This is a genomic window from Streptomyces swartbergensis (assembly GCF_002148965.1).
Lineage (GTDB): Bacteria > Actinomycetota > Actinomycetes > Streptomycetales > Streptomycetaceae > Streptomyces > Streptomyces swartbergensis.
On record NZ_NGFN01000181.1, the window covers coordinates 1 to 17,256 of the forward strand.

Here is a 17,256-nt window from a genome sequence, read left to right on the forward strand (position 1 = left end):
CTCCTACCCGAGACCCCCCGTCGGCAGCCCGGTCGGCAGCTTCCCGCCCTCGGCCTTCGTGTACGTCTCCGTACCGAGGTCACCCTCCCAGGTGACCTTGAGGCTCTTGCTGTTCACGGAGTCGACCGTGCCCGTCGCCCGGTCCTTGTTGCCGTCCGTGCACTTCAGGCGGATCATCCGCGTCCCGGACTCCTCGCCCGCGGTGCCGGTGCACACGCTGCCGCCGGTGGCGAAGATCGCGGCCTGCTTGCCGGTGATCACCAGGGCCACGGCCTTGCCGCCGGTCGTCGCGAGCCAGCTGCCCTGGAGCCCGCCGGCGTCCGACCCGTCGGAACCGGAAGCGGACCCGGAGTCCGAACCGGAGCCGGAGTCGCCGCTCGTCCCGGTGGACGCCGTGGCGGACGGGGCCGGGCTGGTCGCCGAGTCGTCCCCGGAGTGGCCGCCACCGCTGCACGCGGACAGCAGCAGCACGCCCGCCAGGCCCGCGGCCGCCGCCGCGACCCGCGCGCGCCGACGGGCTCCCGGGCGACGCGCTCCCGGACGACGCGAGAAGATCACCGAAGTCACTGCAAGCCCCCAAGCTGTAGCCGGCCGACCGGCCCCGACGGAGCCCGTCGACCCGTGCCGGAACGACCGAAGCAAGCTACCAGTGCCGGTCAAGAGGCCCCCCGGGGCAATCCCAGGGGCCGGTCAAGAGCCCCCCGGGGCAATCCCCGAGGCCGGTCAAGACCCCCCCGGGCCAATCCCCGGGGCCGGTCAAGAGGCCCCCGGGGCGAATCCCGGGGGCTCCCACCGGCCCGTCGGCGAGAGCCCCCGGGCGCCGGGGAGCCTCCCGGCTCACCAGGACGACTTGCGTACCCCCGGCAGATACCCTGCGTGCGCCTGCCCCCGCAGATTCACCCGGGACAGCCCGAATGCCCGGAAGTAACCGCGCGGGCGCCCGTCCACCGAGTCCCGGTTGCGCACCCGCGTGGCGCTGGCGTCGCGCGGCTGCCTGCGCAGTTCCGCCTGGGCGGCGAGCCGTTCGGCGTCCGTGGACGACGGCCGCCGGATGATCTCCTTCAGCTCGGCCCGCCGGGCGGCGTACCGCGCGACGATCTCCTGCCGCTGGTCGTTCTTCGCGATCTTGCTCTTCTTCGCCATCAGACCTTCACTCCCCGGGCGCGGATCCGGGCGACGGCCGCCTCGACTCCGATCGTGTCGATGGTCTTGATCGCCCTGGCGCTCAGCCGCAGGCGTACGTACCGGCCCTCGCTGGGCAGCCAGTAGCGCTTGGTCTGGAGGTTGGGGTCGAACCGGCGGGACGTGCGCCGGTGGGAGTGCGAGATGCGGTTGCCGAAGCCGGGCTGGGTGCCGGTCAGCATGCAGTGCGCGGACATGTGGTGACGTACCTCTCTGGCTCAGGAGATGTAAATGGAATTCATTTTCAGTAGCATAGCGGCATGGCACGCAATGAACTCCGGCCGGTCATCAAGCTCCGGTCCACGGCCGGGACCGGCTACACGTACGTGACCCGCAAGAACCGTCGCAACGACCCGGACCGACTGACCCTGCGCAAGTTCGATCCGGTCGTCGGCCGCCACGTCGACTTCCGAGAGGAGCGCTGACCGATGCGCAAGGGAATCCACCCGGACTACGGTCCCGTCGTCTTCCGCGACCGAGCCGCGAACTACGCGTTCCTCACCCGCTCGACGATGACGAGCGAGAAGACGATCGAGTGGGAGGACGGCAACACCTACCCGGTCGTGGACGTCGAGATCTCCGACGTCAGCCACCCCTTCTACACCGGCACCGCCCGCGTCCTGGACACCGCGGGACGCGTGGAGCGCTTCGAGCGCCGGTACGGAAAGAAGGGCTGACCCCGTGGCTGTCCCTCCTGGGCTCTCCGTCGTCATCGTCGGCGGGCTGCACGCCGACGCCCGCAGGGCGGCCGTGGCGCGGCTGCTCGCCGACGTGCCCGGCAGCGTGGCACTCCACCACGACCTGGCGACGGCCGCGGCCGGCACGGTCGTACGGACCGTCCGGGACATCACCGGCGTCCTGGACGCGGGGGAGGCGCCGCTCGTCAACGACTGTGCCTGCTGCGCCCTGCGCGAGGATCTGGTCCCGGAGCTGGAGCGGCTCGCGGACGCCGGGCGGACGCCCCTGGCCGTCGTCGAGCTGTGGGACTCCGTCGAGCCCAAGGCCATGGCGGAGGTCGTCACGGCCGGCGGGCTCACCGTCACCGGCGTGATCACCGCCGTCGACCCGTCCCTGGTCCTGCCGTACCTCGGCAACGGCGACGACCTGGCCGACGGCGGTCTCGCCGCCGCCGCCACCGACCAGCGCACGGTCGCCGACACCTTCGCACGCCAGCTGGAGTACGCCCCCGTCCTCGCGATCGCCGAGTCCCCGGAGGCCGACGACGAGGACCGCGAGCTGCTCGCCCAGCTGCACCCGACGGCCCGCCAGGTCCCGATCGGCCACGGTGACCTGGCGGGCGCATCCGAGCTCGGCGCCCTCGCGCAGGACACGGCCGACGGCCTGACCGTGCCGCCCCCGCGGCGGCGCCCGCTGTCGCCGCTGGCCGAGGCCGCCCTGGCCGGTTTCGACGTGGAGTCGGCGGCGGCCGCCCAGCACCCGGCCTGCGCCCTGTTCCCCGCCGAGGCCGACGCGCACGGCGTCTCCACCCTGGTCTGGCAGCAGCGCCGCCCCTTCCACCCGGAGCGGCTCTACGCCGCCCTGGAGGACCTGACCTGCGCGGCGGCCCGCAGCCGGGGCCGGTTCTGGCTCGCCGACAAGCCCGACACGCTGTTCCACTGGGACGCGGCGGGCGGGGCGCTCTGCGTGGAGAGCGTGGGGCCGTGGCTGGCCTCGCTGCCGGACGCGGCCTGGGAGATGGTCCCGCCGGTGCGCCGCGCCGCCGCCGCGCTGGACTGGCACCCCGAGCACGGCGACCGCGGCCAGCACCTGGTCTTCACCTCGCCCGGCCTCGACCGGGACGGCCTGGAGCGGCTGCTGGAGTCCTGCCTGCTGACCGACGCCGAGTACGCGGCCGGGCGCGACGCCTGGCAGCGGCTGCCGCACGCCTTCGACACCCTCCTGGAGGTCTGAACCGACATGCCCCGCAAGCCCGAGCGCAAGCCCGCCAAGAACCGTCCCAACCCGCTGGACCAGGCCAAGATCACGTACATCGACTACAAGGACACCGACCTGCTGCGGAAGTTCATCTCCGACCGCGGCAAGATCCGCAGCCGCCGGGTCACCCGCGTGTCGGCCCAGCAGCAGCGGCAGCTGGCCCGGGCGATCAAGAACGCGCGCGAGATGGCGCTGCTGCCGTACTCCAGCCGCTGAGGCCGCATTCCGGCTACTGCTGCCGCACTTCAGCCGCTGAGCCCGTACTCCGGCTGTCGCCGCCGCACTCCCGCCGCCGCTGCCGTACTCCAGCCGCAGACCGCCCAATCCGGGTGAGGTTCCCCACGCTTGACGGGTGGGGAACCTCATGCTTTGGTCGCGAGGCCGCACGGGGCGCACGCCGGGCGGTCCGTCAGGGCCGGGTGGCCGACCGGGTGTCCGGCGTTGGTCCGACCTCCACCCCGGCCCCGAGGACGACCGCAGGGTCATCCGCACGGCCCATTTCTCCCCGCCACCGCATGCCGCGGTCGTCTTCCGTATGCAGGCCGGACGGTCCTGCCCGAGGCTCAGGACCCCACGCCCCAGCTCCCGCTTCTCCGGCCGCGCCGCCACCCCGGCGCCCGTCCCCGCCACCGAGCGGATGCTCCGCCTCCACGACACCTCCGCCGAACCCGCCGACTTCGTCGCGGGTGCCCGGGAACGCGCGGCGGTGGAGGGCCGTCAAACAGGCAAGAGCTTTCGGTAAAGCGGTCGTCAAAGCTGTAACCGGAGGACCACCCCGCGTGCACGTGCATCTGCGTCTGCATCTGCACATGAAAGGGCTATGATCCGGGTCAGTTGACCACTGCATCAATGGCCACACCAGCCAGTGCACCACCGGGGAGCGACCTGTGGACCACGACGTGTACAACGGTATGGCGGCCGCCAGGCTGCGCGGTGTGGCCTGGCAGAAGAGCCGGCACAGCAACTCGCAGGGCTCGTGCGTGGAGTTCGCCCGGCTGCCGGGCGGTGACGTGGCCGTCCGCAACTCGCGCTTCCCCGACGGTCCCGCACTGGTCTACACCCGTGCGGAGATCGAGGCCATGCTGCTAGGCGTGAAGGACGGCGAGTTCGACCACCTGGTGGGGGGCTGACGCCCCGGCAGGCCCCTCCGTGAAACGGGGCAATCGGTACTCAACGCGCCGCGACGCGCGTAGAACCGCGGCGCCGGGAAGCGCCGCGGTTTCTCATTCCGCGCTCGGCCCCGAACCGGGCCGCGGCAGCCGGAACAGCGCCCAGACCACCTTGCCGTGGAGCGCGCCCGCGAGCGGGTGCCAGCCCCAGCTGTCGCTGAAGGAGTCGACGAGGAACAGCCCGCGGCCCGACTCGGCCGAGAAGTCGTCGGTCTCCCGGGTGACGGGACTGTCGTGGCTGGGATCGCGCACCGCGCACACCAGCCGCTCGGTCCACCGCATCAGGTGCAGCCGTACGGGAGGTTCCTGGCCGGTGACGCACCGGCTGCTCCCCGGCAGGCCGTGCCGCAGGGCGTTGGTGACGAGTTCCGAGACCACCAGGCAGACGTCGTCGAAACGGTCGCCCATGTCCCACTGGTCGAGCGTTCTGCGGGTGAACCGCCGTGCCTCGCGCACCGCTTCGTAGCGGGCGGGCAGAGCGCAGGAGGCGGCGTCGGACACGGCCGCGGGATCCAGCGGCGGAAGGCCCTGCCGTAACGGCTCGAGCATGGTCGATCCATTCGTCCCCATGCGAGGCACTCCCGGGAATTCGCGGTCGGTGCGATGCGGCGGTGGTGCGGGACCATGGTTTCGGATGCGTACAGCAGATGCAAGGGCAGATGCACGTGCAGGTGACCGGAATGAGGCGTCCCGTACCGCTTGTTGGTCAATTTTTCCGTCATCCTCACGCCTCTGTCTGCCCGTTCGCTTGCCTCTTTCTTGTGACCGCGCGCGTGCGTCCCTCGGCTGGATTCCGTTTCCGTAACCGGACGAGTACTGCTCGGAGTGATTTAGTGGCAGACTTCGGCCCCTGGAGACGTTGGGGAGGCTGGCGAACGTGAGCGCGGGAGAGCCGGGATCGGTGGTGCGGCGCATGCTGCTCGGATCACAACTCAGGCGACTGCGTGAGGCGCGGGGCATCACGCGCGAGGCGGCGGGCTATTCGATCCGCGCCTCCGAGTCGAAGATCAGCCGGATGGAGTTGGGCCGGGTGAGCTTCAAGACCAGAGACGTCGAGGACCTGCTGACGCTGTACGGCATCACGGACGAGCAGGAGCGCGCCTCCCTGCTGTCCCTGGCCAAGGAGGCCAACGTCGCGGGCTGGTGGCACAGTTACTCGGACGTGCTGCCCAGCTGGTTCCCCACCTACGTCGGCCTGGAGGGCGCCGCCTCGCTGATCCGGGCGTACGAGGTGCAGTTCGTGCACGGCCTGCTCCAGACCGAGGCGTACGCCCACGCGGTGGTCCGGCGGGGCATGCAGGGCGCGAGCGAGGCCGACGTCGAGCGGCGCGTGGCACTGCGCCTGGAGCGGCAGAAGTACCTCGTCGACGAGCGCGCGCCCGACTTCCACATCATCCTGGACGAGGCCGCCCTGCGCCGCCCCTACGGCGACCGCGAGGTGATGCGCGGCCAGCTCCAGCACCTCATCGAGGTCTCCGAGCGGCCCAACGTGCGGCTTCAGGTCGTGCCGTTCAGCCTCGGCGGCCACTCCGGCGAAAGTGGCGCGTTCACGATCCTCAGCTTCCCGGAGTCCGACCTCTCGGACGTCGTCTACCTGGAGCAGCTCACCAGCGCGCTGTACCTGGACAAGCCCGAGGATGTCGCCCAGTACGAGAAGGCGCTCAAGGAGCTCCAGAGCGACAGTCCGGGCCCCGCGGAGAGCAGGGATCTTCTCCGGGGGCTCCTCCAACTCTCCTGAAGCCCCCAACTCGCCTGGAACCTCAGTACGATGACGTGTGATCAGATCGTGAAGGCGCGATCGAGGGTCTGCCAGGGATCGAGGGGTCACACATGTCGTCGTCCTACTTCACCGACCTTGCACAGCAGTACATCGACGGTGAGTGGCGCCCGGGTACCGGTTCCTGGGACATCATCGACTTCAACCCGTACGACGACGAGAAGCTGGCGTCGATCACGATAGCCACGGTCGACGAGGTCGACCAGGCGTACCAGGCGGCCGCCCGCGCCCAGAAGCAGTGGGCCGAGACCAACCCCTACGCCCGCCGTGCCGTCTTCGAGAAGGCCCTGAGTCTCATCGAGGAGCGCGAGGCCGAGATATCCGAGGCGATCATCGCCGAGCTCGGCGGGACGCGGCTGAAGGCCGCCTTCGAACTGCACCTCGCCAAGGAGTTCCTGCGCGAGGCGGTCCAGCTGGCGCTGCGTCCCGAGGGCCGGATCCTCCCCTCGCCGGTGGACGGCAAGGAGAACCGCGTCTACCGCGTGCCGGTCGGCGTCGTCGGTGTGATCAGCCCCTTCAACTTCCCGTTCCTGCTCTCGATCAAGTCCGTCGCCCCGGCGCTCGCGCTCGGCAACGCCGTGGTGCTCAAGCCGCACCAGAACACGCCGATCGTCGGCGGCTCCCTGGTCGCGAAGATCTTCGAGGACGCGGGGCTGCCCGGCGGTCTGCTGAACGTCGTCATCACCGACATCGCGGAGATCGGCGACGCCTTCCTGGAGCACCCGGTGCCCAAGGTCATCTCCTTCACCGGCTCCGACCAGGTCGGCCGGCACGTGGCGACCGTCTGTGCCCGGCAGTTCAAGCGCTCGGTCCTCGAACTGGGCGGCAACAGCGCGCTGGTGGTCCTCGACGACGCCGACATCGACTACGCGGTCGACGCGGCCGTCTTCAGCCGGTACGTCCATCAGGGCCAGGTCTGCATGGCCGCCAACCGCATCCTGGTCGACCGGTCCGTCGCCGAGGAGTTCACCGAGAAGTTCGTCGCCAAGGTGAAGACCCTCAAGGCGGGCGATCCGCGCGATCCGGAGACCGTCATCGGCCCGGTCATCAACTCCTCGCAGGCGGACGCCGTCTCGGGCGCGGTCGAGCAGGCCCTCGCCGAGGGCGCCACGGCCCTGGTGCGCGGCGGGCGCACCGACAACCTCGTCGAGCCGTCCGTCCTGACCGGCCTGCCCGCCGACTCCGCCCTGCTGCGGCAGGAGATCTTCGGCCCGGTCGCCTTCCTCGTCCCGTTCGACGGCGAGGAGGAGGCCGTACGGCTCGTCAACGACACCCCGTACGGTCTGAGCGGAGCCGTCCACACCGGGAACATCGAGCGGGGCGTCGCGTTCGCCAAGCAGATCGACACGGGCATGTTCCACGTGAACGACGGCACCGTCCACGACGAGCCGATCGTCCCGTTCGGCGGCGAGAAGCACTCGGGCCTCGGCCGGCTCAACGGCGAGACGATGCTGGACTCCTTCACCACGCTGAAGTGGATCTCCGTGCAGCACGGGCGCAGCCGCTTCCCGTTCTAGACCTCGTACGAGACGGCGGGCCCTTGCGGACAGAACCTGACCGCAAGGGCCCGTAGCTTCGTCGGTGTCGGGGGAGAGGCCCCCGGATCCGGCGAAAGGCGGCGGTCATGGTCACTCACGTTCCCGCGGAGGCACACGGCGACGAGCGCGGAGCGCTGCTGTCCTTCATCGCGGAGCAGCGCGGCGGCATCCGGCGGGCGGTGCTGGGGCTGACCGACGAGCAGGCCGCGAGCACCCCCAGCGCCAGTGAGTTGTCGCTCGCCGGGCTGCTCAAGCACGTCGCCGAGGTCGAGCAGGGCTGGATCGCCCGGGCCAAGGGCGAGCCGCCGGCCGTCGAGCGGGAAGAGAGCAACTGGCACGAGTGCTTCCGGCTGGTCGGGGGCGAGACCGTCGAGTCGCAGCTGGCGTACTGGGAGAAGGTCGCCGCCGAGACGGAGGCCTTCGTCCGCTCGGTGCCGAGCTTCGACGACACCTTCGCGCTGCCGCCCCAGCCCTGGTTCCCGCCGGACGGCCGGGTCTCCATGCGCTGGCTGTGCCTGCACCTGATCCGCGAGACGGCCCGGCACGCCGGCCACGCCGACATCATCCGTGAGTCGCTGGACGGCGCGACGGCCTTCGAGCTGGTGGCCGCGGAACAGCAGGTGGTGCCCGCGTCCTAGGCTGGGGCGCATGTCAGCGATCCGTCTCCTCGTGCTCGGCGCGGTCCGCATGCACGGGCGGGCCCACGGCTACCAGGTGCGCAACGACCTGGAGTACTGGGGCGCGCACGAGTGGTCCAGCGCCAAGCCCGGCTCGATCTACCACGCCCTGAAGCAGATGGCGAAGCAAGGGCTGCTGCACGCGCACGAGGTCGCCCCGTCCACGGCAGGCGGCCCGCCGCGCACGGAGTACGAGATCACCGGGCAGGGGACCGAGGAGTACTTCCGGCTGCTGCGCGAGGCGCTGGTCACGTACGACCAGCGGGGGGACGTGAAGACGGCCGCCGTCGGCTTCGTCGTCGACCTGCCGCGGGCGGAGGCGGTCGCGCTGCTGAAGGAGCGCACCCTGCGGATCGAGCAGTGGCGGGCCTCCGTCCTGGAGCACTACGTCCCCGAGGGGGGCCCCGGGCAGCTGGGCCACATCGGCGAGATCATGAACATGTGGATCCACACGGCCGACTCCGAGGCCGAGTGGACCCGCGGTCTCATCGAGCGCATCGAGGGCGGCGCCTACACCTTCGCCGACGAGGGTGACCCGTTCGTCGGCGTGCTGGCCGAGGACGAGGAGAACCCGTACGCGACGGGGGAGCGGCACCCCGAGGACGACCGCTAATCAAATTTGACGAATGGCGGGACCCGGGTTACCTTCCAAGCTGTAGTCAAGTTTGACTAGCGAGGGGGGGTATCTGTGGCCGACACGGCGATCACCGTCGAAGGCGCGGAGAAGAGATACGGCGACAAGAAGGCGCTGGACGGGCTCGACCTGCGGGTCGCGCGCGGCACGGTGCACGGGGTGCTCGGCCCGAACGGCGCGGGCAAGACCTCCCTGGTGAGGGTCCTGTCCACGCTGCTGCGACCCGACGCGGGCCGGATCGAGGTGGCCGGGCACGACGTGGTGCGCGAGGCGTACGCCGTGCGGCTGCGCATCGGCCTGCTCGGCCAGCACGCCGCGCTCGACGAGGAACTCGGCGGCCGGCAGAACCTGGAGCTGTTCGGCCGGCTGCACCACCTGGGCGCGAGGCGGGCACGCGCGCGTGCCGACGAGCTTCTGGAGCGCTTCGACCTGGCCGGCACCGGCCGCAAGGCGGTCCGGCAGTACAGCGGCGGCATGCGGCGCCGCCTGGACCTCGCGGCCTCCCTGATCACCGAACCGGAGGTGCTGTTCCTGGACGAGCCGACCACCGGCCTCGACCCGCGCGGCCGCGCCGAGGTGTGGCACTCCGTCCGCTCCCTGGTCGGCGGCGGTACGACGGTCCTGCTCACCACGCAGTACCTGGAGGAGGCCGACCAACTCGCCGACCGCATCTCGGTCGTCGACGCCGGCCGCGTCATCGCCGAGGGCACGGCGGACGAGCTGAAGGCGCAGACCGGCGGCGACCGCATCGACGTGGTCCTGCGACAGGCGGGCCAACTGGACGCGGCCGTCGCCCTGTTTCCCCTCACTCACGTCACCGTCGACACCGACCGACGCCTGCTGAGCGCCCCGGTGACCGACCGCATGGAGGCGCTCTCCGGGGTCGTACGGGCCCTTCAGGAGGCCGGCATCGAGGCGGAGGACGTCGCCCTGCGCCGACCGACGCTGGACGAGGTGTTCCTGCACCTGACCGGAGACGACCGCCGAGTGAAGGAGGCCGCGTGACCGCCTACGCCCTGACCGACTCCTGGACCATGACCCGCCGGGAACTCGCCCGCTGGGCGCGGCAGCCGGTCCAGCTGGTCGTCAACCTCGTCTTCCCGGTGATGCTCCTGCTCATGTTCGGGTACCTGATCGGCGGCGGCCGGGGAGTGAGCGGTGAGTACCGCGACTACCTGATCCCCGGCATGCTCGCGCTCACCATGGCCTTCGGCCTGGAGGGCACGATGATCGCCGTCACGCAGGACCTCAACAAGGGCGTGATCGACCGCTTCCGCTCGATGCCGATGGCCAACGGTGCCGTGCTGGTGGGCCGTTCGGCCGCCGACATGCTCCAGTCGGCGCTGGCCCTGCTGGTGCTCATCGGGGTGGGCGCCGCGCTCGGCTGGCGTCCCGGCGGCGGACCGGCGGCCCTCCTCGGCGCCATGGGCCTGTTGCTGCTGTTCCGGTTCGCCATGCTGTGGATCGGCATCCACCTGGCCCTGGTGGCCGGGAAGCCGGAGATGGTCCAGGCCGTGCAGATCCTGGTCTGGCCGGTCGGCTTCCTGTCCAACGCCCTGGCCCTCCCCGACACCATGCCCGGCTGGCTCGGCACGGTCGTCGAGTGGAACCCCATGTCCCACACGGCCACGGCCGTACGGGACCTGTTCGACACCCCGGGCGCGGAGTCCGGGCACCTGTGGGCGGCGGTCGTCTGGCCCCTGGCCCTGCTGGCGGTGTTCTTCCCGCTGGCGGTACGGAGGTTCGGGCGGTTGAGCCGCTAGTGATGGAATCCGGTGGCCGCGCCCTTGTCCTGCGTGAAGGGGCGCGGCTGCCGGCGCAGTTCCGGCAGCAGCCGTTCCAGGTCCTCGGCGAGCAGCTCGGCGAGGTCCGCCGAGAAGCCGTTGCGGCACACCACCCGCAGCACGGACAGGTCCTCCCGGTGCGGCGGGAAGGTGTACGCGGGCACCAGCCAGCCCCTCTCCCGCAGCCGCCGTGAGACGTCGAAGACGTCGTACGAGGTCACGTCCGGGGCGGTCGTGAAGGCGAACACCGGCAACTGGTCGCCCCGGGTCAGCAGCCGGAAGTCGCCCAGCGCCTCGACCCGCCCGGCGAGCCCCGTGGCCACGTCCCGCGCCGCCTGCTGCACGGCCCGGTAGCCGTCCCGGCCCAGCCGCAGGAACGTGTAGTACCGCGCCACGACCTACGCGCCCGGCCGGGAGAAGTTCAGCGCGAACGTCGGCATGTCGCCGCCCAGGTAGTTCACCCGGAACACCAGCTCCTCCGGCAGCGCGTCCGCGTCCCGCCAGGGCGCCCAGCCGACGCCCGGGTAGACGAGCCCGTACTTGTGCCCAGAGGTGTTGATCGACGCCACCCTCGGCAGCCGGAAGTCCCACACCAGGTCCTCGTCGAGGAACGGCGCGACCATGGCACCGGACGCCCCGTCGACATGCACGGGGATGTCGAGCCCGGTCCGCTCCTGCACCGCGTCCAGCGCCGCGCACAACTCGGCGACCGGCTCGTAGGACCCGTCGAAGGTCGAGCCCAGGATCCCGACGGCCCCGGTGGTGTTCTCGTCGCACAGTTCGGCCGCGGCCTGCGGGTCCAGGTGGAACCGCACGCCCTCCATGGGCACCAGCCGGGCCTCCACCTCCCAGAAGGTGCAGAACTTCTGCTGGCCGGAAAGTGCATACGACGTAGATCCAGGCGAACGCGGACCGCCACCAGGCGTGACGCACGCCCGGCCGGCAGAAGGGGGCTGTCGGGCAACGCGCCCTACCACCGCGCCAGGCAAAAGGTAGTCACCCCGCGTCCTCGGGCTCGATCACCACGGCCGTCCCGTACGCGCACACCTCCGTGCCGATGTCCGCCGCCGCCGTCACATCGAAGCGGAACGCGAGCACACCGTTGGCACCACGCGCGCGTGCCTGCTCAACGAGTCGCTCCATGGCCTGGTTGCGAGTCTGCACGAGCGTCTTGGTGAGGCCGCGCAGCTCGCCGCCGACCATCGACTTCAGCCCGGCGCCGATCTGGCTCCCCAGGTGCCGGGACCGGACGGTCAGGCCGAAGACCTCGCCGAGCACCTCCCGCACGCGGTAGCCGGGTACGTCGTTCGTGGTGAGGACGAGGACGTCGGGCTGGGGGCCCTGTCCACCGCCGTATTCATCGATGCCCATGGTCCACAGCTTTGACCGGGACGGCCCACGGTGCATCCTGAGTACGCCCATGGAACCTGGGTCGTGACGGCTGCGTTGATAATTTGAGGCAGTCAGCCCCAGCCCGTACCTCCCAGCAGCAGGAGCCACATCCCCGTGACCACGCTTGCGCTCGGCCCCGAGTGGCTCGACCCGCACTATCTGATCGAGACCTTCAGCCTCCCCGGCATCCTGCTGATCGTCTTCGCCGAATCGGGCCTCTTCGCGTTCCTGCCCGGTGACTCCCTGCTGTTCACGGCGGGTCTCTTCGTGGCCGAGGGCACCTACATCACGCAGCCGCTGTGGCTGGTCTGCACGCTGATCGTGATCGCCGCCGTCGTCGGCGACCAAGTGGGCTACATGATCGGCAAGTTCCTGGGCCCGAAGCTCTTCAACAGGCCGAACTCCAAGCTCTTCAAGCAGGAGAACCTGGACAAGGCCCACGAGTTCATGGAGAAGTACGGCCCCAAGGCGATCGTCCTGGCCCGCTTCGTCCCGATCGTGCGCACCTTCGCCCCCATCGTGGCCGGCGCCGGCCGTATGAAGTACCGCACGTTCGTCACGTACAACGTCATCGGCGGCATCGCCTGGGGCACGGGTGTCACCGTCGCCGGCTACTGGCTCGGCCAGATCGACTTCATCAAGAAGAACGTCGAGTCGATCCTCATCCTGATCGTCCTGCTCTCCGTCGTCCCGATCGTCATCGAGTACCTCCGCGACCGCTCCCAGAAGAAGCGCGCCGCGTCCGAGACCTCGGCGTCCCAGCCCCATCCCCCCGTCATGGACGACGCGACGACCCAGCTCCGCCGCATCACTCCGGACGACCAGCCCCACCAGCACCCGCACGCGCAGCAGCCCCCGCACGGCAACCAGAACGGCTACAACGACCAGCAGTACTACGGCCAGTACCCCCAGGCCCCCGGCTACGGCCAGCAGCAGCCCTACGGAAGCCAGCAGCAGCCGTACGGCACCCAGCAGGGCGGGGGCCAGCCCCCTTACAACGGGGGTTACTGACAGACAGACAACCCGCGGCCGCCGGCGGACCGGAAAGCCTGAGCCCACAGGCAAAGGACGTTAGAAACCCCTGGTCCGCTTGGCGGCCCGCCGCTTCTCCGCAGACCCGATCCGCAGGAACATCCGCGAGATCTCGGACCCCAGATTCACCCCGATGGCGATCGCCATGGCCAGGGCCACCGCCTTGGACAGCGACACCAGCCCCGCGTCCACCTCGTTCTGCGCGATCGCGAGCAGCCCGAAGTACGTCGCGGAACCCGGCAGCAACGGCCCGATCGCCGCGGTCGTGTAGGGCAGGGCCGAAGCGAACTGATACCGGGACAACAACTGCCCGAACAACCCCACGAGCCCGGCAGCCGCCGCCGTGGACGCCACCGGCGAGATGCCGCCCGCGTAGTGCATCGCCCCGTACACGATCCAGGCGACTCCGCCGTTCAGCGTCACCCACACCACGGTGGATCGTTCCTGCTGAAGCAGCACCGCGAACGCCAGCGACAGCAGCATCGACGCACCGATCAGCACCAGCGGATCGTCGGAGACCCCGAGCGCCGCGTCCGGATTCAGCCGGGCCCCCAGCTGCACGCCGAAGTACAGCACCATCAGCACGCCCGCGACGATGCCCACGAAGAAGTACAGGACCTCCAGCAGACGCGCGGACGCGGTGATGTAGAAGCCGGTCAGTCCGTCCTGCACCCCCGCCACCAGCGCCCGCCCGGGCAGCAGCGCGAACAGCCCACCGGTGATCACCGCGGAGGCCTTCACGTCCACATGGCCGAGGGTCAGCGCGACCCCGATCGCGGCCGGCGGCGTCGCGGCCACCGTGAACTGGTAGAACTCCGGCAGCCCGCGCCCCGCGCACAGCCACGCCAGCCGGTCGCCGAGCATCGCGCCCAGCGCGGCCGCGACGAACACGATCAGGTCACCGCCGACGAGCACGGAGGCCGCACCCGCCAGCAGCCCGCTCGCGCCGGTCAGCGCCCAGCCGGGGTAGGGGTGCCGGTTACGGCGGATCTCGGCGAGCCGCCGGTAGGCCTCCTCCAGGGAGACCGCCGTCTCGTCGTCGCTGAGGTCGTCCACCAGCTGGTACACGGCCGCCAGCCGCGTGTAGTCGGTGCCTCTGCGGCGCACGGTCCGCGACGCCGTGATCGGGTCGTCGACGAGCGACGGCTGGTACGAGATCGCCAGCAGCGTGAAGGTGACGTTGGGCTCGCAGCGGTCCAGGCCGTACGACCGGCAGACGGCGAACATGGCCGCCTCGACGTCCTCGGCGCCCTCACCGCCCGCGAGCAGCAACTCGCCGATACGCAGCGTCAGGTCGAGCACGCGCGGCACGGCGGGCCCCGAGTCGTCGCTGCCGCGCTGGCTCGGTTCCGGCGCCGGGCGCTCCGCCACCGGCATGCGCAGCATGGTGCGCATCCGGTCCTGCCAGGGCACGTCCTTGGTCAGGCTGACCACGGGGATCCCGCTCGGCGGGGTGAACGCCGACGGGGCGTGCTTCGAGCTGTACGTGTTCGGCGGGGTGAAAGCCGACCCCTCCGGATCCGCCGCCGGCGCCTGCGAGACGTCCAGCCCCTCCGGAAGGGCGAACTCGGACGTCACCTCGGACTCCGTACCGGTCGCCTTGGGTACGGCGAGGCCCTCGGGGATCGCGAATTCCGACGTCGTCGACATGTCCCCGTCGACGGCGGCCCCCGCCGGCGGCAGGAACATGCTCCTGGCCTCGTCCGACTTCGGCTTGCGGTCTTCCGCGTCCGTCACTGCCTGGCGCTCCCTGTACGACACGTAAGCCTCAGTACCCCCAGCCTCAGTATGCGCACATACAGGCCAACGGGCCGCACGCGCAGGCGTACGGCCCGTGAGCATCAGAAGGGTCAGTGACCGCCCTGGTCCTTGAAGCGCTTGTACGACCGCTCGATCTCGGCCTCGGCCTCGGTGCGGCCCACCCAGTCGGCGCCCTCGACCGACTTGCCGGGCTCCAGGTCCTTGTAGACCTCGAAGAAGTGCTGGATCTCCAGGCGGTCGAACTCCGACACGTGGTGGATGTCCCGCAGGTGCTCCACACGCGGGTCCGTCGCCGGCACGCACAGCAGCTTGTCGTCGCCACCGGCCTCGTCCGTCATCCGGAACATGCCGATCGCCCGGCACTTGATGAGGCAGCCCGGGAAGGTCGGCTCGTCCAGGATGACCAGCGCGTCCAGCGGGTCGCCGTCCTCGCCGAGGGTGTTCTCGACGAATCCGTAGTCGGTCGGGTAGGCGGTCGAGGTGAAGAGTCGCCGGTCCAGGCGGATACGACCGGTCTCGTGGTCCACCTCGTACTTGTTGCGCGAACCCTTCGGAATCTCGATCGTGACGTCGAACTCCACCGGTGGCTCCTCCATGATCAACACATAGTTCTGGTGGTTAAGTGTCCCTCACGCCGGTGTGTGATCGCGAAAGGGGCTGGTGGTCGTGCCGGAGCTGCGTCCTTGGCGGGCCGCGAGACCGCATGTGGTGCGGATCGCGAATGCCGTACGACCGCGCCTGGCCAGGGCCGCCGCGGTCGCGAAACCACGGATCGCGCGGCTCGCCCGAGCCGGGAAACCGCAGGTCGCGCGGGTCACGCGGCCGAAGACCTGGCAGTACACCGCGGGCGCCACCACCGTCGGTCTCGCACTGGCCGCCGGTGTGGTGACCGCCGTCGGCCCCTGGGACTCCTCGGGTCAGCGTACGGCCGAGCGGGACCGCGCCGCGGCCCTGGGCCGCGCGGGTGGCACAGATCACGGCCGTGTCCCCGGCGCGCCCGCGCAGCCCCGGCCGGCCCCCAGCGCCGGGCCCGTGCTGACCGGCCTCGGCGGCGTCAGCACCGTGAAGTCCGCCCCGGACGGCAAGGCCCTCGCGAAGACCCTCACGCCCCTGCTGAACGACCCGGCGCTCGGCCCCCGGCCCGCAGCGGCGGTCGTGGACGTCACGACCGGCAGACGCCTGTACGGCACGCGCTCGGACACCGCGCTCACCCCGGCCTCGACGACGAAGATCGCCACGGCCGTCGCCGTGCTGTCCGCGCTGGGCGCCGACCACCGCCTCACCACCCGCGCCGCGCTGGAACCCGACACGAAGGAAGTCGTCCTGGTCGGCGGCGGCGACCCCACCCTCACGGCCCGCGAGCCCTCCGACGGCTGGGCCGGCCTGCGCACCCTGGCCGACCAGACGGCCGCGGCCCTGGCCCAGCGCGGCGTCCGCGACGTGACGCTCTCCTACGACACGACCCTCTACGCGGGCAGCCAGAAGCACCCGATCGGGGTCAACGGCAATCTCGCCCTCGTCAGCCCCCTGATGGTCGACGAGGGCCGCACGGACGACTCGACGAGCGGCCCGGTCACCCGCGTGACCGACCCGGCCGCGGACGCGGCCCGCCGCTTCGGGGACCTCCTGAAGGCCCGCGGCATCAAGGCCACGTCCCCCGGCCCGTCGAAGGCCACGACCCGCGCGAAGACCCTGGCCACGGTCGCCTCGCCGCCGCTTTCGGCCCTCGTCGAACGGATGCTGACCGACAGCGACAACGACATCGCCGAGGCCCTCGCCCGCCAGACGGCGATCGCCACGGGCCACCGGGCCGACTTCGCCGGCGCCGACCGGGCGATCAACGCCCGCCTCCGCAAGCTCGGCCTGCCCGTCAAGGGAGCCGCCTTCAAGGACGGCAGCGGCCTGAACCGCGCCGACAGACTGACGCCCGACCTCCTCACCGCCCTCCTCGCCAAGGCGGCCGACCTCGCCCACCCCGAACTCCGCCCGGCCCTCACGGGCCTCCCCGTCGCCGGCTTCACCGGCACCCTGACCACCCGCTACACGGACGGCGCAGCGGGCGTCGTCCGCGCCAAGACAGGCACCCTGACCGGCGTGAACACCCTCGCAGGCACGGTCGTCGACCAGGACGGCCGCCTGCTGGCCTTCGCCTTCATGGCCAACAACACGACAAACACGGAGGCAGCCCAGAAGGCCCTGGACAAGGCGGCGACGACGCTGGCGGCGTGCGGCTGCCGGTAACTGCGTACCTGGCCGCAGACAGTCGTTCCGCCCGGCCGTGGGCAGCCGGTCGGCCTGGCTGTGGGCAGTCGTTCCGCTGGGGCGATGGGGGTCCCCCTGCTCGAGCGAAGCCGAGAGCTTGGGGGAGGGTGGGC

20 protein-coding genes and 1 pseudogene are annotated in these 17,256 nt (G+C 71.0%); 13 read left to right on the top strand and 8 right to left on the bottom strand.

The window, feature by feature from the left end; translation table 11 throughout:
* Positions 1 to 3: 3 nt before the first annotated feature.
* The 3 genes from CA983_RS25795 to rpmB form a co-directional block, all read right to left on the bottom strand.
* Positions 4 to 558 (bottom strand): hypothetical protein, encoded by a 555-nt coding sequence (locus CA983_RS25795; protein WP_425276474.1) that lies wholly within the window; start codon positions 556 to 558, stop codon positions 4 to 6.
* A 279-nt stretch (positions 559 to 837) separates the two neighbouring features.
* Positions 838 to 1,143, bottom strand: coding sequence for a 30S ribosomal protein S14 (gene rpsN, locus CA983_RS25800; protein ID WP_086603251.1), 306 nt, complete (start codon positions 1,141 to 1,143; stop codon positions 838 to 840).
* On the bottom strand, positions 1,143 to 1,379 hold the full coding sequence (gene rpmB / locus CA983_RS25805; RefSeq protein ID WP_086603252.1) for a 50S ribosomal protein L28: 237 nt from the start codon (positions 1,377 to 1,379) through the stop codon (positions 1,143 to 1,145). The genes rpsN and rpmB overlap by 1 nt, the downstream gene beginning before the upstream one ends.
* Positions 1,380 to 1,442: 63 nt before the next feature.
* On the opposite strand from rpmB, the gene rpmG reads away from it, so the two are divergent.
* The 5 genes from rpmG (at position 1,443) to CA983_RS25830 (ending at position 4,247) form a co-directional block, all read left to right on the top strand.
* Positions 1,443 to 1,607, top strand: coding sequence for a 50S ribosomal protein L33 (gene rpmG / locus CA983_RS25810; protein WP_010044249.1), 165 nt, complete (start codon positions 1,443 to 1,445; stop codon positions 1,605 to 1,607).
* A gap of 3 nt (positions 1,608 to 1,610) precedes the next feature.
* Positions 1,611 to 1,859 (top strand): type B 50S ribosomal protein L31, encoded by a 249-nt coding sequence (locus CA983_RS25815; RefSeq protein ID WP_059419097.1) that lies wholly within the window; start codon positions 1,611 to 1,613, stop codon positions 1,857 to 1,859.
* A 4-nt stretch (positions 1,860 to 1,863) separates the two neighbouring features.
* Positions 1,864 to 3,093, top strand: coding sequence for a CobW family GTP-binding protein (locus CA983_RS25820; protein WP_086603253.1), 1,230 nt, complete (start codon positions 1,864 to 1,866; stop codon positions 3,091 to 3,093).
* 6 nt (positions 3,094 to 3,099) lie between these two features.
* On the top strand, positions 3,100 to 3,333 hold the full coding sequence (gene rpsR, locus CA983_RS25825; protein ID WP_086603254.1) for a 30S ribosomal protein S18: 234 nt from the start codon (positions 3,100 to 3,102) through the stop codon (positions 3,331 to 3,333).
* Positions 3,334 to 4,028: 695 nt separating this feature from the next.
* Positions 4,029 to 4,247 (top strand): DUF397 domain-containing protein, encoded by a 219-nt coding sequence (locus CA983_RS25830; protein ID WP_051648637.1) that lies wholly within the window; start codon positions 4,029 to 4,031, stop codon positions 4,245 to 4,247.
* Positions 4,248 to 4,340: 93 nt separating this feature from the next.
* Here the strand turns inward: CA983_RS25830 and CA983_RS25835 are convergent, their stop codons facing one another.
* Positions 4,341 to 4,856: an ATP-binding protein gene (locus CA983_RS25835; protein ID WP_086603255.1), complete on the bottom strand. Its 516-nt coding sequence runs from the start codon at positions 4,854 to 4,856 to the stop codon at positions 4,341 to 4,343.
* 343 nt (positions 4,857 to 5,199) lie between these two features.
* Here CA983_RS25835 and CA983_RS25845 point away from each other — a divergent pair, with 343 nt between their 5' ends.
* The 6 genes from CA983_RS25845 to CA983_RS25870 all read left to right on the top strand — a co-directional run bounded on the left by CA983_RS25845 (position 5,200) and on the right by CA983_RS25870 (position 10,675).
* The gene (locus CA983_RS25845) at positions 5,200 to 6,024 is read left to right on the top strand and encodes a helix-turn-helix domain-containing protein (protein WP_086603265.1); all 825 of its coding nucleotides are present in this window, start codon (positions 5,200 to 5,202) and stop codon (positions 6,022 to 6,024) included.
* A gap of 92 nt (positions 6,025 to 6,116) precedes the next feature.
* On the top strand, positions 6,117 to 7,580 hold the full coding sequence (locus CA983_RS25850) for an aldehyde dehydrogenase family protein (RefSeq protein ID WP_086603256.1): 1,464 nt from the start codon (positions 6,117 to 6,119) through the stop codon (positions 7,578 to 7,580).
* Between the two features lie 107 nt (positions 7,581 to 7,687).
* Positions 7,688 to 8,239, top strand: a complete 552-nt coding sequence (locus CA983_RS25855) for a DinB family protein (RefSeq protein ID WP_086603257.1) — start codon at positions 7,688 to 7,690, stop codon at positions 8,237 to 8,239.
* Positions 8,240 to 8,249: 10 nt separating this feature from the next.
* Positions 8,250 to 8,891, top strand: coding sequence for a PadR family transcriptional regulator (locus tag CA983_RS25860; protein ID WP_086603258.1), 642 nt, complete (start codon positions 8,250 to 8,252; stop codon positions 8,889 to 8,891).
* A gap of 75 nt (positions 8,892 to 8,966) precedes the next feature.
* Complete coding sequence (locus CA983_RS25865; RefSeq protein ID WP_086603259.1) at positions 8,967 to 9,917, top strand: ATP-binding cassette domain-containing protein; 951 nt, start codon at positions 8,967 to 8,969, stop codon at positions 9,915 to 9,917.
* A complete protein-coding gene (locus CA983_RS25870) occupies positions 9,914 to 10,675 on the top strand; it encodes an ABC transporter permease (RefSeq protein ID WP_167407461.1) in 762 nt (253 codons plus the stop codon). The genes CA983_RS25865 and CA983_RS25870 overlap by 4 nt, the downstream gene beginning before the upstream one ends.
* Here the strand turns inward: CA983_RS25870 and gad are convergent.
* Positions 10,672 to 11,565, bottom strand: a pseudogene (gene gad / locus CA983_RS25875) (glutamate decarboxylase); the annotation flags it as partial. The gene CA983_RS25870 and the pseudogene gad overlap by 4 nt on opposite strands.
* Before the next feature lie 127 nt (positions 11,566 to 11,692).
* On the bottom strand, positions 11,693 to 12,067 hold the full coding sequence (locus CA983_RS25880) for a YbjQ family protein (RefSeq protein WP_086603260.1): 375 nt from the start codon (positions 12,065 to 12,067) through the stop codon (positions 11,693 to 11,695).
* Positions 12,068 to 12,202: 135 nt separating this feature from the next.
* Between CA983_RS25880 and CA983_RS25885 the strand changes: the two genes are divergently transcribed.
* Positions 12,203 to 13,099: a DedA family protein gene (locus tag CA983_RS25885; protein ID WP_086603261.1), complete on the top strand. Its 897-nt coding sequence runs from the start codon at positions 12,203 to 12,205 to the stop codon at positions 13,097 to 13,099.
* A gap of 60 nt (positions 13,100 to 13,159) precedes the next feature.
* Here CA983_RS25885 and CA983_RS25890 read toward each other — a convergent pair whose 3' ends face one another.
* Together CA983_RS25890 and CA983_RS25895 are read right to left on the bottom strand one after the other, a co-directional pair.
* Positions 13,160 to 14,857, bottom strand: a complete 1,698-nt coding sequence (locus tag CA983_RS25890; RefSeq protein WP_086603262.1) for a threonine/serine exporter family protein — start codon at positions 14,855 to 14,857, stop codon at positions 13,160 to 13,162.
* A gap of 113 nt (positions 14,858 to 14,970) precedes the next feature.
* Complete coding sequence (locus CA983_RS25895) at positions 14,971 to 15,462, bottom strand: inorganic diphosphatase (RefSeq protein ID WP_031487466.1); 492 nt, start codon at positions 15,460 to 15,462, stop codon at positions 14,971 to 14,973.
* Between the two features lie 79 nt (positions 15,463 to 15,541).
* Between CA983_RS25895 and dacB the strand changes: the two genes are divergently transcribed.
* The gene (gene dacB / locus CA983_RS25900) at positions 15,542 to 17,122 is read left to right on the top strand and encodes a D-alanyl-D-alanine carboxypeptidase/D-alanyl-D-alanine endopeptidase (protein ID WP_086603263.1); all 1,581 of its coding nucleotides are present in this window, start codon (positions 15,542 to 15,544) and stop codon (positions 17,120 to 17,122) included.
* The last annotated feature ends 134 nt before the right edge of the window (positions 17,123 to 17,256 follow it).